At 61.1% G+C, this 22,341-nt stretch carries 24 protein-coding genes; 8 read left to right on the top strand and 16 right to left on the bottom strand.

Annotated features, from left to right (window positions below):
• Positions 1 to 77: 77 nt before the first annotated feature.
• Both JT51_RS18960 and soxR read right to left on the bottom strand, forming a co-directional pair.
• Positions 78 to 1,724 carry an electron transfer flavoprotein-ubiquinone oxidoreductase gene (locus tag JT51_RS18960; RefSeq protein WP_037316644.1) on the bottom strand — a complete coding sequence of 549 codons (1,647 nt, stop codon included), beginning with the start codon at positions 1,722 to 1,724 and terminating at the stop codon, positions 78 to 80.
• 136 nt (positions 1,725 to 1,860) lie between these two features.
• Positions 1,861 to 2,316, bottom strand: a complete 456-nt coding sequence (gene soxR / locus JT51_RS18955; RefSeq protein WP_037316641.1) for a redox-sensitive transcriptional activator SoxR — start codon at positions 2,314 to 2,316, stop codon at positions 1,861 to 1,863.
• A gap of 90 nt (positions 2,317 to 2,406) precedes the next feature.
• Between soxR and JT51_RS18950 the strand changes: the two genes are divergently transcribed.
• The 3 genes from JT51_RS18950 (at position 2,407) to JT51_RS18940 (ending at position 4,406) form a co-directional block, all read left to right on the top strand.
• A complete protein-coding gene (locus JT51_RS18950) occupies positions 2,407 to 2,787 on the top strand; it encodes a VOC family protein (protein WP_037316638.1) in 381 nt (126 codons plus the stop codon).
• Positions 2,788 to 2,927: 140 nt separating this feature from the next.
• Positions 2,928 to 3,398: a transcription elongation factor GreA gene (gene greA / locus JT51_RS18945; RefSeq protein WP_037316636.1), complete on the top strand. Its 471-nt coding sequence runs from the start codon at positions 2,928 to 2,930 to the stop codon at positions 3,396 to 3,398.
• Positions 3,399 to 3,413: 15 nt separating this feature from the next.
• Positions 3,414 to 4,406, top strand: coding sequence for a hypothetical protein (locus tag JT51_RS18940; protein WP_037316632.1), 993 nt, complete (start codon positions 3,414 to 3,416; stop codon positions 4,404 to 4,406).
• Between the two features lie 98 nt (positions 4,407 to 4,504).
• On the opposite strand, the gene glp is transcribed toward JT51_RS18940, so the two are convergent.
• From glp to JT51_RS18915, 5 genes are read right to left on the bottom strand one after another with little or no spacing between them, the layout of a single operon-like run.
• Positions 4,505 to 5,770: a gephyrin-like molybdotransferase Glp gene (gene glp, locus JT51_RS18935; protein ID WP_037316629.1), complete on the bottom strand. Its 1,266-nt coding sequence runs from the start codon at positions 5,768 to 5,770 to the stop codon at positions 4,505 to 4,507.
• On the bottom strand, positions 5,767 to 6,258 hold the full coding sequence (gene mobB / locus JT51_RS18930; RefSeq protein ID WP_037316627.1) for a molybdopterin-guanine dinucleotide biosynthesis protein B: 492 nt from the start codon (positions 6,256 to 6,258) through the stop codon (positions 5,767 to 5,769). Before mobB ends, glp begins: the two co-directional genes overlap by 4 nt.
• A complete protein-coding gene (gene mobA, locus JT51_RS18925) occupies positions 6,255 to 6,899 on the bottom strand; it encodes a molybdenum cofactor guanylyltransferase MobA (protein ID WP_037316624.1) in 645 nt (214 codons plus the stop codon). The genes mobB and mobA overlap by 4 nt, the downstream gene beginning before the upstream one ends.
• Positions 6,896 to 7,432, bottom strand: a complete 537-nt coding sequence (locus JT51_RS18920) for a hypothetical protein (protein WP_037316621.1) — start codon at positions 7,430 to 7,432, stop codon at positions 6,896 to 6,898. Before JT51_RS18920 ends, mobA begins: the two co-directional genes overlap by 4 nt.
• The gene (locus JT51_RS18915; protein ID WP_419177315.1) at positions 7,429 to 8,298 is read right to left on the bottom strand and encodes a formate dehydrogenase accessory sulfurtransferase FdhD; all 870 of its coding nucleotides are present in this window, start codon (positions 8,296 to 8,298) and stop codon (positions 7,429 to 7,431) included. Before JT51_RS18915 ends, JT51_RS18920 begins: the two co-directional genes overlap by 4 nt.
• Positions 8,299 to 8,365: 67 nt before the next feature.
• On the opposite strand from JT51_RS18915, the gene JT51_RS18910 reads away from it, so the two are divergent.
• Positions 8,366 to 9,088, top strand: coding sequence for an AzlC family ABC transporter permease (locus JT51_RS18910; RefSeq protein ID WP_037316618.1), 723 nt, complete (start codon positions 8,366 to 8,368; stop codon positions 9,086 to 9,088).
• Positions 9,085 to 9,417 carry an AzlD domain-containing protein gene (locus JT51_RS18905; protein WP_037316615.1) on the top strand — a complete coding sequence of 111 codons (333 nt, stop codon included), beginning with the start codon at positions 9,085 to 9,087 and terminating at the stop codon, positions 9,415 to 9,417. The genes JT51_RS18910 and JT51_RS18905 overlap by 4 nt, the downstream gene beginning before the upstream one ends.
• On the opposite strand, the gene JT51_RS18900 is transcribed toward JT51_RS18905, so the two are convergent.
• The 7 genes from JT51_RS18900 to JT51_RS18870 all read right to left on the bottom strand — a co-directional run bounded on the left by JT51_RS18900 (position 9,406) and on the right by JT51_RS18870 (position 15,916).
• Positions 9,406 to 10,038, bottom strand: coding sequence for a hypothetical protein (locus tag JT51_RS18900; protein WP_051927646.1), 633 nt, complete (start codon positions 10,036 to 10,038; stop codon positions 9,406 to 9,408). The two genes, JT51_RS18905 and JT51_RS18900, sit on opposite strands and share 12 nt — an antisense overlap.
• An 18-nt stretch (positions 10,039 to 10,056) precedes the next feature.
• Positions 10,057 to 10,191, bottom strand: a complete 135-nt coding sequence (locus tag JT51_RS18895; protein ID WP_037316612.1) for an aa3-type cytochrome c oxidase subunit IV — start codon at positions 10,189 to 10,191, stop codon at positions 10,057 to 10,059.
• Positions 10,192 to 10,259: 68 nt separating this feature from the next.
• Positions 10,260 to 10,820 (bottom strand): hypothetical protein, encoded by a 561-nt coding sequence (locus JT51_RS18890; RefSeq protein ID WP_051927645.1) that lies wholly within the window; start codon positions 10,818 to 10,820, stop codon positions 10,260 to 10,262.
• Positions 10,807 to 12,645 (bottom strand): glycerophosphodiester phosphodiesterase, encoded by a 1,839-nt coding sequence (locus tag JT51_RS18885; RefSeq protein WP_037316609.1) that lies wholly within the window; start codon positions 12,643 to 12,645, stop codon positions 10,807 to 10,809. Before JT51_RS18885 ends, JT51_RS18890 begins: the two co-directional genes overlap by 14 nt.
• A 64-nt stretch (positions 12,646 to 12,709) precedes the next feature.
• The gene (locus JT51_RS18880) at positions 12,710 to 13,162 is read right to left on the bottom strand and encodes a DUF6173 family protein (RefSeq protein WP_037316606.1); all 453 of its coding nucleotides are present in this window, start codon (positions 13,160 to 13,162) and stop codon (positions 12,710 to 12,712) included.
• A 4-nt stretch (positions 13,163 to 13,166) separates the two neighbouring features.
• Positions 13,167 to 14,213, bottom strand: a complete 1,047-nt coding sequence (locus JT51_RS18875; protein ID WP_037316603.1) for an MBL fold metallo-hydrolase — start codon at positions 14,211 to 14,213, stop codon at positions 13,167 to 13,169.
• Positions 14,213 to 15,916, bottom strand: coding sequence for an acyl-CoA dehydrogenase (locus tag JT51_RS18870; RefSeq protein ID WP_037316600.1), 1,704 nt, complete (start codon positions 15,914 to 15,916; stop codon positions 14,213 to 14,215). Before JT51_RS18870 ends, JT51_RS18875 begins: the two co-directional genes overlap by 1 nt.
• A gap of 138 nt (positions 15,917 to 16,054) precedes the next feature.
• On the opposite strand from JT51_RS18870, the gene JT51_RS18865 reads away from it, so the two are divergent.
• Entirely contained in the window at positions 16,055 to 17,005 is a 951-nt protein-coding gene (locus tag JT51_RS18865; protein WP_037316598.1) for an L-threonylcarbamoyladenylate synthase, read from the top strand.
• Here JT51_RS18865 and JT51_RS18860 read toward each other — a convergent pair whose 3' ends face one another.
• On the bottom strand, positions 17,006 to 17,560 hold the full coding sequence (locus tag JT51_RS18860) for a YqgE/AlgH family protein (protein ID WP_037316595.1): 555 nt from the start codon (positions 17,558 to 17,560) through the stop codon (positions 17,006 to 17,008).
• Between the two features lie 145 nt (positions 17,561 to 17,705).
• Between JT51_RS18860 and JT51_RS18855 the strand changes: the two genes are divergently transcribed.
• Together JT51_RS18855 and JT51_RS18850 are read left to right on the top strand one after the other, a co-directional pair.
• Positions 17,706 to 18,518: a protein-disulfide reductase DsbD domain-containing protein gene (locus JT51_RS18855; protein ID WP_037316592.1), complete on the top strand. Its 813-nt coding sequence runs from the start codon at positions 17,706 to 17,708 to the stop codon at positions 18,516 to 18,518.
• Positions 18,519 to 18,522: 4 nt separating this feature from the next.
• Positions 18,523 to 18,942: an NUDIX hydrolase gene (locus JT51_RS18850; protein ID WP_037316588.1), complete on the top strand. Its 420-nt coding sequence runs from the start codon at positions 18,523 to 18,525 to the stop codon at positions 18,940 to 18,942.
• Here JT51_RS18850 and JT51_RS18845 read toward each other — a convergent pair.
• The gene (locus tag JT51_RS18845) at positions 18,939 to 22,337 is read right to left on the bottom strand and encodes an efflux RND transporter permease subunit (protein WP_037316585.1); all 3,399 of its coding nucleotides are present in this window, start codon (positions 22,335 to 22,337) and stop codon (positions 18,939 to 18,941) included. The two genes, JT51_RS18850 and JT51_RS18845, sit on opposite strands and share 4 nt — an antisense overlap.
• Positions 22,338 to 22,341 lie beyond the last annotated feature (4 nt).

Genomic DNA, 22,341 nt, shown 5'->3' with positions numbered 1-22,341 from the left:
GAACAATAAGCTAGGGCTTTGGCTGGAAAGAGGCAATGGCAGAGCCTTCACGACCCTGCCATTGCCCGTGTTTTCGCTTACATGTTGGGATAGTTCGGTCCGTCACCACCTTGCGGGGTGGTCCAGGTGATATTCTGGCTGGGATCCTTGATGTCACATGTTTTGCAATGCACGCAGTTCTGAAAGTTGATGACGAATCGCGGGCCGTCTTCATCCTCGATCAGCTCATACACACCTGCCGGGCAATAGCGCTGCGCCGGTTCGTCGAACTTGGGCAGGTTGACCTTGACCGGGATTTCCGGGTCGCCCAGATGCAGATGGCAGGGCTGGTTTTCCTCGTGGTTCGTCATCGCAAACGAGACGTTGGTCAAACGGTCAAAGGACAGCGTGCCATCGGGTTTGGGATAGTCGATGGGCTGGTGCTTGCTGGCCTCTTCGGTCACTTCGGCGTCGTTTTTGCCATGCCCCATGGTGCCAAACAGCGAGAAACCGAACGTGTTCGTCCACATGTCCAGGCCACCGAACACCAACGAGGCGGTCAGGCCCCACTTGGACCACATCGGCTTGACGTTGCGGACCTTCTTCAGGTCGCTGCCGATGGGGCCATCGCGCACGTCCACCTCATAAGCGGTCAACTCGTCACCCGAACGCTCGGCCTTGATCGCGTCAATGGCAGCTTCGGCCGCGGCTTTGCCGGACAGCATCGCGTTGTGGTTGCCCTTGATGCGCGGGACGTTAACCATGCCCGCCGAACAGCCCAGCAGCGCCACACCGGGTGCCACCAGTTTCGGCATCGACTGATACCCGCCTTCGGTGATGGCCCGCGCGCCATAGGCCACGCGCTTGCCGCCTTTCAGCAGGTCGGCAACCATCGGGTGATGTTTGAAGCGCTGGAATTCCATGTATGGATACAGGTGCGGGTTCTTGTAGTTCAGGTGAACCACAAAACCGACATAGACCTGATTGTTTTCAAGGTGATAGATGAACGATCCGCCCCCGGCATTGCCGCCCAGCGGCCAGCCCATCGTGTGCGTGACCGAGCCTTGCTTGTGCTTGGCCGGGTCGATCTCCCAGATCTCTTTCATGCCGACGCCGTATTTCTGCACCTCTTTACCGGCAGCCAGGTCGTATTTGGCAATGACTTCCTTGGACAGCGAACCGCGCACACCTTCCGACAAGAAGACATATTTGCCGTGCAGCTCCATCCCCGGCTCAGTCTGCGGACCGTAGGATCCATCGGGCTCCAGACCAAAGACACCGGCGACCACGCCTTTGACTTCGCCGTTGTCGCCATACACCAGCTCGGAACAGGCCATGCCGGGGAAGATTTCGACGCCCATTTCCTCGGCCTGCTCGGCCATCCAGCGGCAGACGTTACCCATCGAGACGATGTAGTTGCCGTGGTTGTTCATCAGTGGCGGCATCGGGAAGGTAGGAATACGGATCTGGCCCGCTTCGCCCAGCATAAAGAAGTTGTCTTCGGTCACCGGCGTATTCAGCGGTGCGCCTTTTTCTTTCCAGTCGGGGATCAGCGCATCCAGACCGCAGGGGTCCAGCACCGCGCCCGACAGGATATGCGCGCCCACTTCCGAACCCTTTTCCAGAACAACGACGTTCAGGTCGGCATCCAGTTGTTTCAGACGGATGGCCGCCGACAGGCCCGCGGGACCTGCACCCACGATCACCACATCGTATTCCATTGCTTCGCGTTCAATATCGGCCATCGCGGGCTCCTTAGCTAACTTTCCGAATTGGCGCTTTCACGGCGTGGTCTGCGCAATTTTGTTTCTCGGCTGATTACATGGTTGCAAAGACATTGGTCAATCGAAACACGGCGTAACAACGCTGCAATGCGGCGATTCATGTCTTTGGGGCGTCACCCATCAGGTATCTGGGACCGCTACCATGGGATTTTGCCCGATCGTCCGGGTTATACAGCGCGCATTTCGGCAGGCTAAGACAGCCACAGCCGATGCAGCCGTCCAGATTGTCGCGCAATCGCGTCAGGGTATCGATTCGTTGATCCAGACGGGCGCGCAGGCTGACGCTGATATCTTTCCAGTCTTGCGGCGTCGGCGTGCGGTTTCCCGGCAGGTCGGACAGGACCTCGCGTATTTCCGGCAGGGTCAGGCCGAATTGCTGCGCGATCATGACAAAGCTCAGCCGCCGGATATCTGCGCGCTGATATCGCCGTTGCCCGCCCGCATTGCGCCAGGGCGTGATCAGCCCCTGCGCCTCGTAATACCGGATTGCGGACACGGCTAGCCCTGTGCGCCGCGCCAATGCGCCAATTGCCAGACCTTCGGAAACTGCCATCACATCCTCGTAAAAAATTACCTTGATCTAAAGTTAGGTTTAGAAATTACAGTGAGTCGGGACAAACCTCAAGTTCGAAAAGGAGATCCCATGATGGCGACACTTGAACATACTAACTTTACCGTTCGCGACCCACAGGCATCAGCGGCGTGGATGCACAAGGTATTCGGCTGGAAGACCCGTTGGGAAGGCCCCGCCATCGCGGGCGGGTACACAGTGCATGTGGGCAGTGCGCACACTTATCTGGCGCTGTATGCCCCCAGTGATCCGAAGCCATCCGGCGAAAGCAGCTATGACGTTGTCGGCGGCCTGAACCATGTGGGCGTTCTGGTCGAAGACCTGGACGCCACCGAGGCCAAAGTGGTCAAGGCCGGGTTCACGCCCAAATCCCACGGCGATTATGAACCGGGCAAAAGGTTCTATTTCGACGATGACAATGGCATCGAATTCGAAGTGATCAGTTATGATTAGGCCGTAATCCGCGCGTTGCGCGGCCAAGCCCTCTTGCAATTCACGCCTCATTTGGGTCAGGTATTTACCGACCCATCAAATCGCCCCGACGCTTGTCCCATGCGGCGGGGCGCATCAATTTATGCGTGGACGACAAGAAAATGGAAAAAATTCCAATGACGCCTTCGGGCAATGCCGCGCTCGAGGCGGAGCTGAAGAACCTCAAATCCGTCGAGCGGCCTGCGATCATCGAGGCCATCGCCTCGGCGCGGGAACTGGGCGACCTGAAGGAAAACGCCGAATATCATTCGGCGCGTGAAAAACAGGGCTTTATCGAAGGCCGCATCAAAGAGCTGGAAGGCATCCTGTCACTGACCGACGTGATCGACCCTGCCAAGCTGTCCGGTGCCATCAAATTCGGCGCCAAGGTCACCTTGGTGGACGAAGACACCGATGAGGAAAAGACCTGGCAGATCGTGGGTGAGTATGAGGCCAATATCGAAAATGGCCTGCTCAACATCAAATCGCCCATCGCCCGCGCCCTGATCGGCAAGGACGAAGGCGACAGCGTCGAGGTCCGCACCCCCGGCGGTGTGCGGTCTTATGAAGTTCTGAGTATCGAGTACGCCTGACCGGAGCGTTTTATCATGTCCGAGCCCACGCCTGAACCAGAGGCCAAAAACCCGACCTCGTTGGGTATTTTTGATCGCCCGACCCGACCCTCGGTGACCGAGATCGAGATTGCAGCCATCGTGCTCAGCCTGATCTGGCTGGTGGTTTCGGTGGTGTTTCTGGTTCTGCCCGACAAGGTGCAGGGCGGTGGGTTTGTTGTGACCTTGCTGGCCGTGTTCCTGCCGGTTGCCATGATCTGGGTTGCCGCCACTGCGATGCGCGCCAGCCGGATCATGCGCGAGGAAAGCGCGCGGCTGCAAACCTCGATCGACGCGATCCGGCAGGCGCTTATCGCCCAGCAACAGCGCGCCGCCAGCTCGTACGAGCCGGCAGTCAACAAGAAGCTGGACGAAATTGCCGAAACCGCGAAGAAAACCGAAAACCGGCTGGCGACGTTTTCGTCAAAACGCAACGATCCCGTGCAGGTTGCATCTGCATCGGTAGCAGGTGACCAGACCACGCTGGAACTTGGCACGTCGGCAGAAGACATTGCCCAGCCAATGTCTAGGGATGTTTTCATTCGTGCCCTGAACTTCCCCGAGACGCAGGAAGATACCGAAGGGTTCAACGCCCTGCGGCTGGCGCTGAAGGATCGCAAGACCGCGCAGCTGGTGCAGGCCTCGCAGGACGTATTGACCCTGCTGAGCCAGGAGGGCATCTATATGGATGATCTGCGCCCCGATATGGCCCGACCCGAAATCTGGCGGCAATTCGCGCAAGGTGACCGTGGCCGTTCGGTGGCGGCGCTGGGTGGCATTCGCGACCGGTCCTCGCTGGCGTTGACAGCGGCGCGGATGAAACAAGACCCGATCTTTCGCGACGCCGCGCATCATTTCCTGCGCCGCTTCGATCACATGATCGTCGCGTTTGAGCCCGAGGCCAGCGATGCCGATCTGACCGCATTGGGTGAAACCCGCACGGCGCGGGCCTTCATGCTGCTGGGACGCGTGGCCGGAACCTTCGACTAAAGCGCTTTGCGTTTTGTCCAAGGCAAACCAGTCGAAATGCGCGTTCAACCCGCCGGGTTGAGGCAGCGTATTTCGATCCAAATCAAATGCAAAGCGATCTAAAGCCCAAAGCTGCCATAGGGGATGAACCGGACGCTGTCGCCCGGTTTGATGTGGCGCGCGCCGTCTTCGATCTCGACCAGACCTTCGGCCCAACTGAGGCCACTGATCCGGCCCGACCCTTCCGAGGAAAACACCTCGGCCCGGCCATCGCGCACGCGGGCGCGCAGGTATTCGCGGCGGCCCGGTTTCTTGCGTTTCTCAAAGGCGGCGGGCAGGTCGAACCCCTGGGGTTCCTGCCAGCCCTCACCCGCCATCAGGCCCAGCGCCGGGCGGGCAAAGATCAGTGTACAGACCAAGGCCGCCACCGGATTTCCGGGCAAGCCGAAGACCGGTGTGTCGTTCCACAGGCCCAGCGCCAAGGGACGTCCGGGTTTCAGCGCAATCCGCCATTCCTGCATCGCGCCCGCCTGCCGCAACAGGGCCGAGACGTGATCCTCATCCCCCGCTGACGCGCCACCGCTGGTCAGGATCACATCCGCCTGCGCTGCGGCCGAATTCAGGCGGTCGCGCAGGGCATCACGGTCATCCGCCACACGCCCCATATCCACCGGCTGATACCCCATCCGATCCATCAGCGATAACAACATCGGGCGGTTGGCATCAAAAATCTGACCCGGGCCTGCACTGTCCCCGGGTTCGACCAGCTCATCCCCGGTCGACAAAACGGCCACGCGCAACACCTTGCGTACCTGCACTTTGGCGATACCCGTCGCCGACAGCAGGGCCAGATCGGCTGGCGTCAGCCTGCGCCCGGCGGGCAGAACCGGGTCGCCTTCGACCACGTCCTCGCCAGCGCGGCGGGTGTTTGCGCCCTGCTTCAGAGGACCGTGAAAGGCGATGTGGTCAGCCTGCACGGTCACGTCCTCTTCCAGAATGACCGTATCCACCCCTGCGGGCAACGCGGCCCCTGTCAGTACCCGCAGCGCATGGCCATCCGGCACAACCCCATCAAACGGGAAGCCCGCCGCCGCGCGCCCGGGATGCAGCGGCATCACCTGCGCGCCCTCAGGGGCGGCACCGGCAAACCCGTACCCGTCCACCGCGGTATTCGGTTGTGGCGGATTTGACCGCTGTGCGACGATATCCCTGGCCAGAATGCGCCCCGCCGCCTGATCCAAGGGCACTGTCTCGGTCGCTGTGACCACCGTCAATCTATCGCGCAGCAGGGCCAGCGCCTCATCCACCGGTGTCCAACTCACCCCGGCGGGCAAGGCGAAACAGTCGTTGCGCAGGGGCGGCGGTGTGATGTCCGGTTTGCTCATAATCCGACCTCTTGCAGGATGAAATCCGCAATTCCGCTGGTATCGTCCAGATCAAAAACCGGGATGCTCAGGTCCAAAGGCGTGTCACTGGCCACGGCGCGGACCGTATCGTTCTCCGGCGCGATCAGAGGGTTGCCGGCCTCGATCCGAAACGCCTCGATCTTGGAGTGTGCCTCGCGCTTGAACCCCTCGATCAACACCAGATCGACCGGAGACAGGCGTGCCAGCAGCGAATCCAGCGACGGCTCGGGCGCGCCGCGCAGTTCCTGCATGATCGCAACACGCTGACCCGAGGCAAGCAACACCTCAGAGGCACCGGCCACGCGGTGGCGGTGACTGTCCGTGCCCGGTTGGTCCACATCGACGCTGTGGTGGGCGTGTTTCAGGGTCGACACGGTCAACCCGCGCCCGGTGATCTCGGTCACCAGCCGCTCCATCAACCCGGTTTTGCCCGCGTTCTTCCAACCGGTGACGCCGTAGACCTTCATGCCTGCTCCAACAGCTTTTGCGCCCGCGCCAGATCGTCAGGAGTATTGACGTTAAAAAATGGGTCGAAGAGATCAGCCGGAAACAGCGCCTCACGCCCGTCATGCTTGTCGGTCCACAGCACCACCTTGCGCAGCCCGTCATTCAGCGCCGCACGCAGGTCATCGCGCAACGCCACGGGCCACAATCCAAAAGTCGGGTGCCGGTTGACCCTCTTGCCGCCCCCGGACTTCAACGCCTCGTCCCCGGTGCGCGGCGTGGTGGCCAACACCAGCGGATGCGCCTGCCCGTCGGCAGCCTGCGTCAGACGCGCCACCAGATCGCGTGGAAAAAATGGCGTGTCGGCTGCGGCGGTGACGATGCTGTCCGCGCCCTGCGCGGCGGCCCAATCGAGCCCGGCCAGAACGCCCGCCAGAGGTCCGGCAAACCCTTCGATCGTATCAGGCAGGATGGGCAGGTTCAGATCGGCAAATCGTTCAGGATCACCATTGGCGTTCAGCGCCAAGCCGTCCACCTGAGGGCCAAGTCGGTTGATTACATGAGACAACAGGCTTTGATCGCCGATCTGTAACAGCCCCTTGTCGCCGCCGCCCATTCGGGTGGCAAGCCCACCGGCGAGGATGATGCCGAGCGGGCGGGTCATGTGCGATCCTCGATTTCTGGCCATTTTTTGAATTTTTCTTGCGGTATGAACACCCATACCGCGAGGCCAAAACCCAATAGGAGATAGCAAATGCTCAGAGACATTCCCGAAAAGTCGGCCAGATCATGACTTAAGCGGATGTAGGCCGACAATAAGATCAGTACAGCCAATGGAGCAATGAAAAAGCAAAAATATCTCCGAAACCTGCGGGCTGATTTTTTGGTTTCTCCAGATAGCTCGGCGTTTTTGGGCAGGCCATGTAATAAGACCCGTTGAAGAGCTAAGTTTTGCTGTTGTGACATTAAGCCCCAAGATTGCCAACCCAGCCGAAGGGAGGCAAGCAAATCAAACAAACCAATGTAGCCCTTCGGCACCCAGCCTAGCTGATGACGCGTGTCGACATCCAATTGCGCCATCCCTTCAATGACGGCCCGTTTGCTGCGCGCGTAGTTTCGAAGCGCGAGAAAATAGAGCGGAATAATACTGACAGAGAGAACAAAGAGTGCGAAGATCTTGAAGGTTACCAAAATCATCCCGCACTCTTCCTGCGATGCTTCTTGTCCTCGACTGCTACGGTCGCCGGGTCCACGTCGCGCAGCAGGCGATCCTCGCCCGCCAAACACACAAAACGCTGCCCACGCATCCGGCCAATCAGGGTCAGGCCGACCTCGCGGGCGATCTCGACACCCCAGGCGGTGAACCCCGACCGCGACGCCAACACAGGGATGCCCATCATCGCCGTTTTGATCACCATCTCGGATGTCAGGCGACCCGTGGTGTACAGGATCTTGTCATCCGCCGCCTCGCGTTCGGACAGCATCCAGCCCGCAATCTTATCGACCGCGTTATGGCGGCCTACGTCCTCCATATAGACCAGCGGGCGGTTTTCGCGGCACAGGACCGTTCCGTGGATCGCGCCCGCCTCAAGATACAGCGATGGGGTGCGGTTGATCTTGCCCGCCAGATCATAGAGCCATGAGGTACGGACCGAGACCTGTGGCAGGCGCACATCCTCCAGCCCCTCCATCATGTCGCCGAACACGGTGCCCACCGCGCAACCGCTGGTGCGGGTCTTTTTCTTCAGCTTATCCTCATATGAGGTTTCGCGCGCGGTGCGGACCACGACGGTTTCCAGATCGTCGTCGTAATCGACCCGTGTGATCTGGTCATCATCCAGCAGCATCCCCTGATTGCGCAGGAAACCCAGCGCCAGATATTGGGGATAATCGCCAATGGTCATCGCGGTCACGATTTCTTGAGAATTGAGGAAAATCGTCAGCGGCCGTTCCTCGACCACCGAAATTCGGCTGACTTCACCATTCTGATCCACGCCCTCAACCGCGCGAGTCAGGCGTGCCGCGCCGGGATCGGGGGCGATGATATAGTCCGACAGGTCCATTTCCGTGGCCAATTGCAACCCTTTCCCAAGACCGCTACTGCTGCATGCAACACCATAGGATTTAGCCATGGCAGACACCACACCCAAGTCATACTTCTGGAAGGGTCTTCGCGACGGGACCCCGTTCATCTTTGTGGCGATCCCCTTTGGCACCCTGTTCGGCGTGTTCGCGACCGAGGCCGGGCTGAACATCATCCAGACCATCGCCTTTTCGGCGACCGTTTTTGCCGGGGCCGCGCAGTTCACTGCGCTGCAACTGTTGCAGGACAACACACCTACGGCGATTGTGCTGGCCTCGGCTTTGGCGGTGAACCTGCGGGTGGCGATGTATTCGGCCTCATTGACGCCTTTTCTGGGGTCCGCACCGCTGTGGCAAAGGGCCTGCGCCGCCTATGTGACGGTGGATCAATCCTATGCCTGTTCCATCGTGCAATTCGAAAAGGACCCAAAGATGACCGTGCCGCAACGCATGGCCTATTTCTTTGGCTCGGTCACGCCGATCACGCCGCTGTGGATATTGGCGACTTATTTAGGGGCCGTGCTGGGAACGCAGATCCCCGACAGCTGGGCGCTGGATTTCGCGTTGCCGATCACCTTTCTGGCCATGATCGGGCCGATGATGCGCACGCTGGCGCATGTGGTGGCGGCTTTGGTCGCCATCATCGTTGCCCTTCTGGTGGTTGCGGTGCCGTTCAACCTGGGCCTGCTGATCGCCGGAGCAGCCGGGATGATCGCCGGGGCGCAGGCTGAACTGATGTTCGAGCGCAGGCTGGAGCAGAGAAGATCATGACCCAGATCGACGCAACAACCCTGTGGATCGTCATCATCGGTCTGGCCGTTGGCAGCTTTGCCCTGCGCTTTACCTTCATCGGTCTGGTCGGAGACCGCCCAATGCCGCCATGGCTGCTGCGCCATCTGCGTTATACAGCGGTGGCCATCATACCGGCGCTGATTGCGCCGCTGGTGGTCTGGCCCACCGCAACCGGGGGGCAGCCGGATGTGCCGCGTATGGCAGCAGCAGCGGTTGCCTTGTCGGTCGGAGTGATTACCAGAAATGTGATTGCGGCCATATTCTCAGGGGCCGCAACCCTGTACGGGTTGCTGTACTTATTGGGTTAATCCCGCATCCTGCTGGTTCAACAGGGCATTGTTCGCCGCCAGCCCAGCCTGCAGATCGGCATTGTCACTTTCGCGGTACTCGGTAGTGGAAACTCCGGGTATCTGCCCGAACTGATCGGACAATTTGACCGGGTAGAAGGTGGTGTTTATCTGCTCGAACCCCGGCACCTGCTGCAATAGCTGGGCGGTCGAGTTCGCGCAGAACGCCCCCGCTACCGGCCCCATCTGCTTGGCCAGCTGCAAGGCGATTTCGGCCTGCTGCGGGGAAACCTGAATGGTCTGGATGCGCGCATAATGCGTTTCGCGGGCGTGCGAGCTGCGATAGGCACGTTCCGCATTCGGGGTGATCCCGTACAGCACATCATCCTTGATCGGCACCACATCCGCGCGGAACGATCCCGCCGGATCAAAGATCACCCGCTCACTGCCGCTGATCATCAACGACGTATGCGCGCCCGAACCGTTCCGGGTGTTGATCATGGTGTAAAGCGTCAGCGTCGATGGCCCCGGGTCCTGATAGGACCGGGCCACGATGTCCGACTGATCCGCCTGTGGTCGCTGCGATCCGGTGCAGCCTGCCACGGTCACTGCCAGCAGGCAGGCGAGCAAAATCCTGATCACAGCTGACCCCGACTTGGATTAAGAGGCAAAGACCGCCAGGAAAAGGCACAGGATGGCGATGGCGACCACACACCAGGTGGTGGCCTTTACGAAACCATTGAAGGTTTTGGTTTGAACGTTGATGTCCATTTCGCCGTGCTTGTATTCAGCCATGACTCAGAGATTCCTAATTCGCGTGTTCAACATGTTGGATAATCGAAAAACCGAGGGCTGTCACCACGTCATTCGCGCGCAGGTGTCACAGGTTGAAACACCGAACACCCCGGATATCCGAAGCCCCAGCGCCAGGGCAACCCGGAACACGGCCCGCCCCCCAATCGCACCGCCGTATACATCGCCTGGGCGGTGAGGGAATGGGCCGCGCGAATCTGATCCGGCGTCATGTCATAGCGGTCGGCATAATCTTCGGCGTGGTCCTGACCGTGCTGTTTGACACAGGCGCGCAGCGTGTCATCCGCAGACAGGCGCGCATCGAAACTGTCGCTGGCCTGCGTCGTCTCGCCAGCGTTGTGATAGGCACGGTCATGTGTCACGCAGCAGTATTCCCACGGGGGATGCGCCTCATAAAGGGCGCGGAAACTGGGAAAGGTCCTGGCCACGAAGCGCCAGCTGGACGACAGGCCGCCGGAACATCCGTCTGTTTCAAACGGGGTCAGTTCAACATCCCCCCGCTGCGCGATCAGGGCGCGGTGGGCGGGTATCTCAATGCTGCGCATGAAATCCTGCGCCACGGCCGGGGCGGCCAACAGCGCAAGCAGCAGGGTCAGGTCACGGGTTTTCATCGCGCATTGCCTGTGTATCGACCGACATGCCAAAAGTCGTGGCCAGCCACAGCAACAGCCGTTCCGCCGGGCCCATCTCGGCGCGCACCCGCAGCACCTCATTGGCCATCGCCGGGCGGTCGGTGATCAGCCCATCCACCCCCATCGAGGCCATGGCCGACATCTGTAGCGGATCGTTCACCGTCCAGACATAGATATCCTTGCCCGCCGCCTGAACCGAACGCACCAGCCCCGGTGTCACCATCGCGGCGTTCACCGCCACGAAATCGCCCTCCAGACCCGACAGATCGCCAATGGCGGTGGCGGCCAGCACCCCGGCGCGCCAATCCGGGCGCAGGGCTTTCATCTTTTGCACCGCCGGGTATTTCAGCGACATGGTGGCGATGTCGTCCTGCATCCCGAACTCTTCGACGATGGCCGCGACACGGTTTTCCAGGTCTACGTCATGACCATAATACTTCAGCTCGATGATGACCTTGGCCTTGCCTTTCGCCGCCTCCAGCACGTCGCGCAATGTGGGCGTGCGCTGATCCGCGTATTCGGGGCCGAACCAGCTGCCGATATCAATCCCGGCGATATCCTCCATCGTCGCATCCCAGACCTTGAGGTTCACGCCCGCCAGCTTCATGAAGTCGCTGTCATGGGCAACGACGATCACATCATCCGCCGTTTCCTGCACGTCGATCTCAACCCAATCCGCGCCGTCTTCGATCGCCTTGAGAACCGCGGCCATGGTGTTTTCCGGCCGCAATGCCGCCGCGCCACGATGGCCGATGACCTCGGCCCGGTCCGGTGCCTGAACGCGCTCCAGCAGGTGTTGCCCAAACCACAACCCGATCAGCACGGCAACGGCTGCGGCACCAACCGCCGCAATCAAAGGCACACGCAGGCTGCCGGGTTCGGGATGGGGCGGCTCTGTGGTTCTGATTTCGAAAAACCCATCCAGCACAACCGCCAAGGCACCAAGTGCAGTGGCTGCCAGCACCAGCCCGGCCAGCGACCACATCCCCGCAACCAACAGGCTGTAGATCAGCGCCAGCTTCAGGTTTGCCGTGCCTTGCAGGGGCACCAGCGCAAATAGCAGGCCAGCCACCCAAGCGATCACGGCGGCGATGACCAGGCGCAAGATCAGCCAGATCGCCAGCTCGATCTTGAGACGACCGCGTTTGCCTTCCATCCGGGTGGCGCTGATGTTGAACGCGTGCCCCGGATGAACCCCTTCGAACAAGACCAGATGTAGCCCCAGCGCCCAGGCAGACAGGCGGCGGATCAACACCCAGGCCATGACCAGAACCAAAGCCCCGATCAGAACCACCGCCACCCAGAACGACGGCGGGTGGAAGGTCAGGTAATAGTTGATATCGAACTCGGTCAGCGTCCACCATGCAATCAAGGCGGCAATCACCGCGAAGGGCAGAACCAACAGCAGAACGCGCACAACAAACCGCACCGCAAAGCCAAACAGCGCAGGCAGGCGGGACAGGATCAGCCCGATGGCGGAACTGCCCGCGCGCCACGGATCGGATTCCCCCATCCGCAACGATCCGGCCATGACCGAGAACACAAAGACCTCGGCCAGCAAAAACAGGCTGAGCACGACAATGGCCGCAATGAACCCGGCGGGCGACAGGATAAAGGCGGCGATGGCCTGATCGGTCAGGGCGGTCTGATTCGACAGCGATACAGCCAGATTCACGGTGATCGCCACAGCCGGGGCAATCAGCGCCACCAGCATCAAACGCACCGCGATATAGATCGGCACAAAGACGCGGCGACGCGCCCACGCGCGCTTGTAGGCAATTGAAACGGCTGAAAAAGTGGTCACGCGGTGCCCCCCTGAATAATGCGCTTATTCAAGGCTGCGCAGACGTGAATTGCAAGTCAGGCGGTCAGCTTTCTTCCAGATCCGCCGCCAGACGGAAACCGATGCGGTTGGCGGGCTTATCCTCGACCGTCTTGGGCAAGGCCCGCAACATCACGTTCAACTGGCTGACATGCTGAACCAATTGGGTGCGCGCACCGGTGGCGTCCGAACCGTAAAAAGTGATGATATCGGGATCGAAATAGCCCATCCCCTCGATCCGCATCACACCCGCGTCGCCGCCGGTGAACCCCATGGCGACCTCGTGATCACCGTCCAGCGTCTGTTCGAAATTCTGGATGTACAGGATCAGCCGTTCATAAGCCCATTGCGCCGGGCTTTTGGTTTCAACCGGTTTTTGCAGCGCGCCGGGCAGGTCCCTGGCGCCGGATTTGGCATCGGGGTTGGCGTGTACTTCGTAACAGCGGGGCAACGCAGCGGCTTCTGCCGCCTCGGCCGATGTTTCGATCTGGTCCTGCATGGCTTTACCCTTTGCGCTGAAACTCCCACGCCCCGTCCGCGCGGCGCGTCCGGGTCACAGAACCAATGTGGTAAAGATGATTCAGATGTGCAACCGCCTCGACCAGAGCAAGCCCGTATTCGCCACCGGTGATCTGGCGTTTGAACAGCGGGACAAAGCATTCGGCGGCGGTTTTGGGCTGATCCAGAAAATCCTGCAAACGGTTCAGCGCGCTGTGGTGATTGGAAATCAGCTGCCTCATGCGCACCGGCAGGCCGGTGAACGGCAACTTATGCCCGCCCAGTGCCAGATGATCGGGCCGTGCCAACCCTTGCAGGCGCTCGCAGGCTTCCAGCCATTCCGCCACCGGGTCGGCCAGCGGTTCGGTGACGTAAACGCCCAGATTGGGGCTGATGGAACTGAGAATCTGGTCACCGGTGATCACCAGATTGTCGTCGCGGCTCCAGAATGTGGCGTGTTCGGGGGCGTGGCCGTTGCCCATATGCACGTCCCAGTCGCGCCCGCCCATGCGGATCACGCTGCCCTGTTTGATCCGGGTAAAGCCCAACGGCATCGGATAGACCGTATCGCTGAAATTGAACGGACGCTCGGCCATCCGTCTGGCCAGCTCATCAGCGTCCATCCCCGCGCTGCGGTAATAATCCAGCGTTTCCTGCGGCCAGGTTTCCTGCACATCCAGCGTCAACATGCGTGAAAACAGCCAGGCGGTGCGCGTGGTCACCAGTTCCGCGCCGTGTTCCGATTGAAACCAGCCCGCATTGCCGACGTGGTCCGGGTGATGATGGGTCACCACGACCCGGTTCACAGGCTTGCCACCCAAGGGACCCGCCATCAGTGTTTCCCAGATACGGCGGGTTTTCTTCGACGACAGGCCGGTGTCGATCACCGTCCAGCCGTCACCGTCATCCAGCGCATAGATATTGACGTGGTCCAGCGCCATAGGCAGCGGCAGCCGCATCCACAGCACACCGTGGGCGATCTCAATCGCCTCGCCCGGTGCCGGAGGTTCAGGCCAGGGGTATCGGATCGCCAAGGGGGTATCGCCGTCCATCAGGCCACCATCTCGTCCGCGCTGAGCGCATAGATGTCATCGGCCCCGTTTTGGGCCTGCGCCAGCAGACCGGCAAACTCCGGCAGCAATGCGTTGATGTAATAGCGCGCCAGTTTAAAGCGCGCGCCGTCGGGATCAGCCTGCGCCGCCTTAAGGTGATAATGCGCGCCCAGAACGCGGGCAAAGGCGTGCAGATAGGGTACGGCACCGGCGAAACGATCGTTCATATCGCTTTTGGCCACGATCCATTCCGTGGCTTCACGCAGGGTCTCGGTCGCTTCCCAGACCGGACCGGCCAATTCGGGCATGGTGGCGCGGGCCTGTTCCGCGTGATCCTCGATCTCGTCCAGCAGGCGCGAGGCCGCCTCGCCCCCATCCATCATCTTGCGCGCCACAAGGTCCATGGCCTGAATACCGTTGGTGCCCTCGTAAATCGCGGTTACGCGAACATCCCGGTAATACTGGGCCGCGCCGGTTTCTTCGATGAAACCCATGCCGCCGTGGACCTGTACGCCGGTTTCGGACACGCGCATTCCGGTTTCGGTTCCGAATGCCTTGCAGATCGGGGTCAGCAGCGCGGCGCGCGCGCGCCACTCGGCATCGTCGGTCGCATTTGCCATGTCGATGGCGGCGGCATTTGCCAGCATGATCGCCCGCGCGGCAAAGGTATCGGCGCGCATACCCATCAGCATCCGGCGCACATCCGCGTGGTCGATAATGGTGCCCGAAGGCGTCTTGCCCTGCTTGCGTTCCAGCGCATAGGCCAGCGCATGTTGATAGGCCCCCTCGGCCGCACCAACGCCCTGACCACCCACACCCAGACGCGCGTTGTTCATCATGGTGAACATTGCAGCCATACCGCCATGTTCCTTGCCCACTAGCCAGCCCTTGGCACCGTCATACTGCATCACGCAGGTCGGCGAGCCATGCAGGCCCATCTTGTGTTCCAGCGATACAACTTTCAGATCGTTGGCAACGCCGGGGTTGCCGTTTTCGTCGGGCAGGTACTTGGGCACCAGAAACAGCGAAATCCCCTTGGTCCCCGGCACCCCATCGGGCAGACGTGCCAGCACCAGATGACAGACGTTTTCCGCGAAATCGTTGTCGCCCCACGAAATAAAGATCTTTTGCCCCGACACCGCATAGGTGCCGTCGCCATTGGGTTCCGCCTTTGAGGTCAGCGCCCCCACATCCGATCCGGCCTGCGCCTCGGTCAGGTTCATGGTGCCCGACCATTCACCGGCCATCATCTTGGGCAGGTACAGCGCCTTCAGCTCATCACTGGCGTGATGTTCCAGCGCCTCAATCTGGCCCTGCGTCATCAGCGGTGCCAGTTGCAACGACATGCAGGCTGCGGACATCATCTCATTCACGGCGGTGGTTACCGCCATTGGCAGCCCCATGCCGCCATGTTCGGGGTTGCCGCTCATCCCGATCCAGCCGCCCTGGGCAATCGCGTTCCAGGCGTCGCCATATCCGGGCGAGGTGCGCAGTACCCCGTTTTCCAGACGCGCGGGTTCCAGATCGCCGGGGCGCTGCAACGGGGCCATTACCTCTTCGCACATCTTGCCAGCTTCTGTCAGGATCGCACTGACAACGTCTTCGCTGGTTTCCGAGAATTTTTCGGTGGCAGTGACTTGGTCAAATCCGATCGCGTGACGGAACAGAAATTCATAGTCAGAGATTGGCGCGCGATATGGCATGTATTTCCTCGGGGTTGTCTAATTCGTGTTGCATTGGCGGGGTTGGAATTTTTACCGCGCGCCTTTATGCATTCTGCGTTTAACCGATTACGTAGCCAGCCCCATGTTACAAGCAATCAAAACGCGGCGTCACCCTTTATGATCCCCAACGGCACATTGGAATTGACCGCTGACCCCGGCGGGATAACTCAGGCGGCGGACCTGCTGCGGCAGGGTCTGTTGGTCGCTTTCGCCACCGAGACCGTCTATGGGCTGGGCGGTGACGCGCGCAACAGTCAGGCCGTGGCCGGGATTTACGAGGCCAAAGGCCGGCCCAGCTTCAACCCGCTGATTGCCCATGTTGCTTCTGCCGATGCCGCCCAAAGGTTCGTTGAATGGTCCGACCGGGCCGAAGCCTTGTCCGCGGCCTTCTGGCCCGGCCCGCTGACGCTGGTTTTGCCACTGCGCGCGGGGCACGGCATATCGCCACTGGTCACCGCAGGATTAGAAACACTGGCCGTTCGGGTGCCCGCCCATGGCACGGCCCGAAAGCTGCTGGCAGAATTTGACGGGCCGGTGGCCGCGCCCTCGGCCAACCCGTCGGGGCAGATCAGCCCAACCACCGCCGATCACGTGCGCGCGGGCCTCGATGGGCGGATTGCGGCCATTCTGGATGACGGCCCCTGCGGCGTCGGGGTGGAATCCACCATCGTCGGACTGGCCGGAGAACCGGCCCTGCTGCGCCCGGGCGGGGTGGCGTTGGAACAGATCGAGACCGTTCTGAACGCGCGCCTGCATCATCATCAACCCGGTGACCTGTTGACGGCGCCGGGGCAGCTACAATCGCATTATGCCCCTGACGCGCCGGTTCGGCTGAACGCCCGATCCCGGCAGGGTGACGAGGTATTGCTGGGGTTTGGTTCGGTCGATTGCGATCTGAATCTGTCGGCAGATGGCGATCTGACGCAGGCTGCGGCAAACCTGTTTTCCGCGCTGCACAAGCTGAACGAAACCGGCCGCCCGATGGCCGTGTCGCCGATCCCGGATCATGGGTTGGGGGTTGCGATCAATGACCGCCTGCGCCGTGCCGCTGCGCCGCGCGATACCTGATCAGGCCCGTCCGGCGCTGGCCGACAGGCTCAGCGGATCGACACCCAGCGTCGCCAGCGCGGCCCCCCATTTCTCGTCATCGGGCACGTCAAAGACGAGCTTCGGTGTCGCCTCGGTCGTCAGCCAACCGTTCATGACAATCTCATCCTCAAGCTGATCCGGACCCCAACCGGAATAGCCCAGCGCCAGTGTCGAATTCAAAGGCCCCTGCCCCGAGGCCATATCCTCAAGCACGTCCAGCGTCGCGGTCATGCTGAAATCATCCGTTATCTGCATCGAATGCAGGTTGGCCTCGTAATCCGCGCTGTGCAGGACAAAGCCGCGCGACATCTCGACCGGACCGCCAAAGTGCACCAGCCGTTCGCCCACAACCGGCACCCGGCACGGGATGTTAAGCTGCCCAAGCAGGGTTTTAAGCCGCAAATCCGAAGGTTTGTTGATGATCAGACCCATCGCACCGTCGTCGCCATGGCTGCACATATACACCACCGAATGGTCAAAGCGGGGATCGCCCATACCAGGCATCGCAATCAACAGTTTTCCGGTTAGGTCCATAAGCTGACATCTCTTGCTGAGTCCCCCTCAACAATGACCCTTGGTCGCCGCGATTGGCAAGGGATCAGCGCATTTTTCACCAGATTTCATCCGGGTGACCGGAACGTGACTTGGATTCGCGGCCCAGACCGCGCATTTATGGGGTATGAAATTCTGCTTCAAACCCATTGCGGCGGCCCTGACCGCCTGTATCGCCCTGACTGTCCCCGCACATGCCCAAAGCACGCGCGAGGTTGTTCAACTGGATGTTCTCGACGGCGGGCGCACGGCGAATGGTACCTATCTGGGCGCTTTGCGGCTGACACTGCAAGACGGGTGGAAAACCTATTGGCGCGCGCCCGGCGATGCCGGTATCCCGCCGCAGTTCGATTGGAGCGGGTCGCAAAATGTCGGCAATGTGTCGATCACCTGGCCTGCCCCCAAAGTGTTCGTTCAGAACGGCCTGCAATCCATTGGCTATGCCGATCAACTGGTACTGCCCGTGGAAATCACGCCGGGCAACCCTGCCAAACCCGTGCGGTTGCGCGGTGACATGGATCTGGGCGTCTGCAAGGATGTCTGCATCCCCGAGCGTCTGGAATTCGACCACACGCTGGACGCGGATGCAGCACGCAACCCCGCCATCGCCGCAGCTTTGGCCCAACGCCCTTATTCCGAGACCGAGGCCCGCGTCACTCAGGCCAGATGCCAGCTGACCCCCACGTCCGACGGTATGAAGATCGAGGCGCGCGTCACTATGCCCTCGGCCGGAGGTCGCGAAATTGCGGTGATCGAACCGGGAAATCCAACGCTCTGGGCCTCGCAACCCACCACGGAGCGCCACGGGGACACTCTGATCGCGACATCCGAGGTGATCAACGCATCCGGCGGCCCTTTTGCGCTGGACCGGTCGGGAATTCGGATCACGGTTCTGGGCACCAATCATGCCGTCGACATTCAGGGATGCAGCGCAGGCTGATCCCATGACACAGACCCCCAGGATCGGCGCATTGGCAGTTGTTGTGCATCAGGCGCAGGTTCTGCTGGTTCAACGCAGCAAGCAGCCTGATATGGGGCTTTGGGGGTTTCCCGGCGGCCACGTGGAATGGGGCGAAACCGTTTTACACGCCGCCCAAAGAGAGTTGCGCGAAGAAACCTCGATCATGGCCGAACCTACGGGGTATCTTGATAATCTGGACCTGCTGCGCCGCGACGCCCACGGCAAAGTCCTGTCGCATTACCTGTTGGTGGGCGTGGCCTGCCGCTATCAGTCGGGCGATCCGGTGGCGGGCGATGATGCGCTGGACGCCCGCTGGTTTCCGTTGGATCAGATACGTCAGGGCAATCTACAGATGAGCGACCGTGTCGTCGATCTGCTGGAAACCGCCCTGCGTGCGGGTTAAACCGACCGTTCCTTGAGCCGCGCGTAAATCAGGCCCGTAAGGGCGATGCTCAGCATCAGGATCACCGCCGCGCCTGCAACAAATGCCCCAAGCCCCATTTGCAAGGCCGCCAATCCGCCCGCGCCGGGGTACAGACCCGACAGCACCCCAAGCGGCGCGCCAGTTACCGCAGGCCACACCATCGTGACGCTGAACCACAAGACCAACGCCAGCCCCGTGCCCGCAAGGGCCGCCTGCACCATCCGGTCCGGTGCCCGCAGCGCCCGGCGCATCGCGGTCATCGGTCGGGACAGATCGTTCAGAATGGCCAGCAGCGCGGGCACCAGTATCAGAACCAGCAACATCCCGAACCCAAGCCCATAGACCAGCGTAATCACCGTGGGTTTGAGGAATTGCGCCTGCTGCGATCCTTCGTAAAGCAGCGGCGTCAGCCCCAGCACCGTTGTCAGCGTCGTCAGCATCACCGGCCGCAATCGGTCGGCGGTGCCTTCGACAATCGACGGCAGCAACCCCCGTTCTTGCTGATAGCTGTCGATTGTCGTCACCAGAACGATTGAATCGTTGATGATGATCCCTGTCATGCCCAGCAGACCGACCACGGTAAACATGCTCAGCGGGACGCCCCAGATGTAATGGCCCCAGATCGCACCCACCAAGCCAAACGGGATGATCGCCATCACTACCAGGGGGCGCGTCCAACTGGCAAAGACCCAGGCCAGAACCAGATAGATGCCGGTCAGGCACAGGATCAGACCGGTGCGCGCCTCGGACAGGAATTCATCCTCTTGCTCGCTCAGGCCCGCCATGCGCCACTCGACCTGACGTTCAGCCGCGATATTGGGCAGAACCTCTTCGGTCAGGGCGCGTACGATTTCCGCCGCGCGGGTCGGATCATCCTCAGAGATATCGCCGTTGACGGAAATCACCCGCAGACCGTTTTCACGCCGAACCGTCGAAAAGCCCGATTTGCGATCCACCGAGACGATATCGGCCAGCGGCACATAGACCCCGTCGGGCGTGCGCATCAGCGTGCGTTCCAGAAAATCTGCGGTCAGCTCGCCCTCGGGCAGTTCCACGCGAATCTCGGTGCTGCGCGGCCCGTCGGGGAAGGTCGCGGCCTCGATCCCGTTCAGCCGGTCCCGCAGCACGCGGCCCAATGTTTCGATCCGAAAGCCCAGCGCCTGCCCCTGCGCGGTCAGGTCCAGAATGTATTCTTCCTTGTCATAGGCCAGATTATCCTCAAGCGCCGAAACCTCGGGGTGCTTTGACAGTTCGGTCTGCAGATCCTCGGACGCGGCCTTGAGCGTATTTACGTCAGCGCCAAAGAATTGAACGTCAATGGCGTCACCGCCCGGCCCCGACCGCCAACCCCGGAAACTGATCACTTCGACCTTGGGATGGCGTGGCACGAAGTCCTGAAGCTCACCGACAAATTCAAAGCTGGAATAAGGGCGCAGGTCGGCGTCGATCAATTCGATCGAGATACCACCCAGCAGATCCTCGTCCTTGCCGTCGGCCGCCGACAACCCAAATCCGGCCGAGCCGCCAACCTCGGCCAGGACATAGTCGATGGGATTGCGCCCATGACGGTCTTCGTAAATCTGGCCCAGCTCCTCGGTCGCGCGTTGCAAGTCGCGCATCATGGCCAGTGTGTCGGCGCGGGTGGCACCTTCGACCATGATGAAATTGCCGGTGACCGAGCCGCGCTCGGGCGCATTGAAAAAGCGCCAGTTCACGTCTCCGCGGATAAACATGGCAATCTGGCTGGCCAAAACCACCACCATCAGCGCCACCACAACATAACGCGCCCAGACCGCCCAGGCGATCAGAGGGCGGAACAGATGATCCCGCACCCAGCGGAACCCGCGATTAACCACACGGTTGGGCAGATCGTACCAATGTTCCTTGGCCGAATGTTTGATGGCGTGCGCCATGTGATTGGGCAGGATCAGAAAGCATTCGATCAGCGAGGCAATCAGAACCGCAATCACGGTAAAGGGGATGTCACGGATCAGCTCTCCGAACCGCCCGCCCACCAATGTCAGGCCGAAAAAGGCGATCACGGTGGTCAGCGTGGCGGCAAAGACCGGCATCGCCATGCGCCGCGCCGCCCGTTCCGCCGCAACGACCGGAGGTTCCCCCAGACGCCGCGCCCGGAAATCCGCGTGTTCGCCAACAACAATGGCATCATCCACGACGATGCCCAGGGTGATGATCAGCCCGAACAGCGACACCATATTGATCGACAGCCCGCCGATATACATGAATGCAATCGCCGCCGACATGGCCACCGGGATGCCCGCAGCGACCCAAAAGGCAATGCGCGCATTCAGGAACAGAAACAGCAGGCACACCACAAGGCCCAGTCCCACCAGGCCATTGTCGACCAGAATATCCAGACGATCGGTGATTGCCTGCGCGCGGGTCCGGATCAATTCCACCATGACGCCTTCGGGCAGGCTGGCCTGCATTTCGGCCACCACCTCTTCGACCGTGTGCTGGATTTCTATGGCATCCCCAAGGTTCGAGCGGTCAACCCGGATCGACATCGCCGGATTGTCGCCGACAAAATAGCTGCGGATGCGGTCCACCCCCTGGACCTGGATTTGCGCCACATCCCCAACCAGCAGTTTCGATCCGTCGCCAAAATTGCGCAGGGTGATGCCTTCGATTTCTTCCGGGGTGCGTTTTTCCGAACCCGTGCGAATGCGCGCGTTGGCACCGGTCACGTCGCCTGCGGGGCTAGCCGTGACCTCGGCCGCGACGGCTGATGCGATTTCGGACAGGGTGATGTCATTGGCGATCAGCTGCGCGGTCGGGACCTCGACTACCACGCGGGGCGCGGCCAGGCCCCGGATCGTCGTGCGCGTCACCCCGGCAGCAAACATGCGGTTGATAAGCTCGTCGGTGAACCTGGCCAGTTGGTCCACTGCGACCGGGCCGGTTACGACCACATCCGTCACCCGATCCCGCCAGGCCCCACGGCGAATCGAGGGTTCTTCGGCGTCCTCAGGCAAGTTCGTGACGCTGTCGACGGCTGTCCTGACCTCTTCTACGGCGCGGGACATGTCCCAATTGGGTTCAAACTCCAACCGGATGCTGGCCGTCCCCTCGCGTGAGGTCGACGTTGTGGCCGCAACCCCTTCGACCGCCAGCAGGGCCGGTTCAAGCACCTGAACGATGCCGTTATCCACATCCTCGGGGCCGGCCCCGTCCCATGTGACGCTGACGTCGACGCGTTCAAGTATCACATCCGGAAAGAACTGGGCCCGCATGTTCGGAATAGCCGCCGCGCCCAGAACCAGCATCACCAGCAACAGCAGGTTTGCCACCGTCCGGTGACGGGTAAAGTAACTGAGGAAACCGCCTGCTGCGCCGGGGATGTCGCGCATCATCGTG

Origin of the sequence: Ruegeria halocynthiae, from assembly GCF_000743705.1 — a bacterium.
Classification (GTDB): Bacteria; Pseudomonadota; Alphaproteobacteria; order Rhodobacterales; family Rhodobacteraceae; genus Ruegeria; species Ruegeria halocynthiae_B.
This window is presented reverse-complemented; position numbering and strand designations above follow the sequence as displayed.

What these genes read in the sequence shown, in the direction of transcription:
- JT51_RS18960 (WP_037316644.1), bottom strand. Translation starts at nt 1,724, where the DNA reads ATGGCCGATATTGAACGCGAAGCAATGGAATACGATGTGGTGATCGTG.
- soxR (WP_037316641.1), bottom strand. Translation starts at nt 2,316, where the DNA reads ATGGCAGTTTCCGAAGGTCTGGCAATTGGCGCATTGGCGCGGCGCACA.
- JT51_RS18950 (WP_037316638.1), top strand. Translation starts at nt 2,407, where the DNA reads ATGATGGCGACACTTGAACATACTAACTTTACCGTTCGCGACCCACAG.
- greA (WP_037316636.1), top strand. Translation starts at nt 2,928, where the DNA reads ATGGAAAAAATTCCAATGACGCCTTCGGGCAATGCCGCGCTCGAGGCG.
- JT51_RS18940 (WP_037316632.1), top strand. Translation starts at nt 3,414, where the DNA reads ATGTCCGAGCCCACGCCTGAACCAGAGGCCAAAAACCCGACCTCGTTG.
- glp (WP_037316629.1), bottom strand. Translation starts at nt 5,770, where the DNA reads ATGAGCAAACCGGACATCACACCGCCGCCCCTGCGCAACGACTGTTTC.
- mobB (WP_037316627.1), bottom strand. Translation starts at nt 6,258, where the DNA reads ATGAAGGTCTACGGCGTCACCGGTTGGAAGAACGCGGGCAAAACCGGG.
- mobA (WP_037316624.1), bottom strand. Translation starts at nt 6,899, where the DNA reads ATGACCCGCCCGCTCGGCATCATCCTCGCCGGTGGGCTTGCCACCCGA.
- JT51_RS18920 (WP_037316621.1), bottom strand. Translation starts at nt 7,432, where the DNA reads ATGATTTTGGTAACCTTCAAGATCTTCGCACTCTTTGTTCTCTCTGTC.
- JT51_RS18915 (WP_419177315.1), bottom strand. Translation starts at nt 8,298, where the DNA reads ATGGACCTGTCGGACTATATCATCGCCCCCGATCCCGGCGCGGCACGC.
- JT51_RS18910 (WP_037316618.1), top strand. Translation starts at nt 8,366, where the DNA reads ATGGCAGACACCACACCCAAGTCATACTTCTGGAAGGGTCTTCGCGAC.
- JT51_RS18905 (WP_037316615.1), top strand. Translation starts at nt 9,085, where the DNA reads ATGACCCAGATCGACGCAACAACCCTGTGGATCGTCATCATCGGTCTG.
- JT51_RS18895 (WP_037316612.1), bottom strand. Translation starts at nt 10,191, where the DNA reads ATGGCTGAATACAAGCACGGCGAAATGGACATCAACGTTCAAACCAAA.
- JT51_RS18890 (WP_051927645.1), bottom strand. Translation starts at nt 10,820, where the DNA reads ATGAAAACCCGTGACCTGACCCTGCTGCTTGCGCTGTTGGCCGCCCCG.
- JT51_RS18880 (WP_037316606.1), bottom strand. Translation starts at nt 13,162, where the DNA reads ATGCAGGACCAGATCGAAACATCGGCCGAGGCGGCAGAAGCCGCTGCG.
- JT51_RS18875 (WP_037316603.1), bottom strand. Translation starts at nt 14,213, where the DNA reads ATGGACGGCGATACCCCCTTGGCGATCCGATACCCCTGGCCTGAACCT.
- JT51_RS18870 (WP_037316600.1), bottom strand. Translation starts at nt 15,916, where the DNA reads ATGCCATATCGCGCGCCAATCTCTGACTATGAATTTCTGTTCCGTCAC.
- JT51_RS18865 (WP_037316598.1), top strand. Translation starts at nt 16,055, where the DNA reads ATGATCCCCAACGGCACATTGGAATTGACCGCTGACCCCGGCGGGATA.
- JT51_RS18860 (WP_037316595.1), bottom strand. Translation starts at nt 17,560, where the DNA reads ATGGACCTAACCGGAAAACTGTTGATTGCGATGCCTGGTATGGGCGAT.
- JT51_RS18855 (WP_037316592.1), top strand. Translation starts at nt 17,706, where the DNA reads ATGAAATTCTGCTTCAAACCCATTGCGGCGGCCCTGACCGCCTGTATC.
- JT51_RS18850 (WP_037316588.1), top strand. Translation starts at nt 18,523, where the DNA reads ATGACACAGACCCCCAGGATCGGCGCATTGGCAGTTGTTGTGCATCAG.
- JT51_RS18845 (WP_037316585.1), bottom strand. Translation starts at nt 22,337, where the DNA reads ATGATGCGCGACATCCCCGGCGCAGCAGGCGGTTTCCTCAGTTACTTT.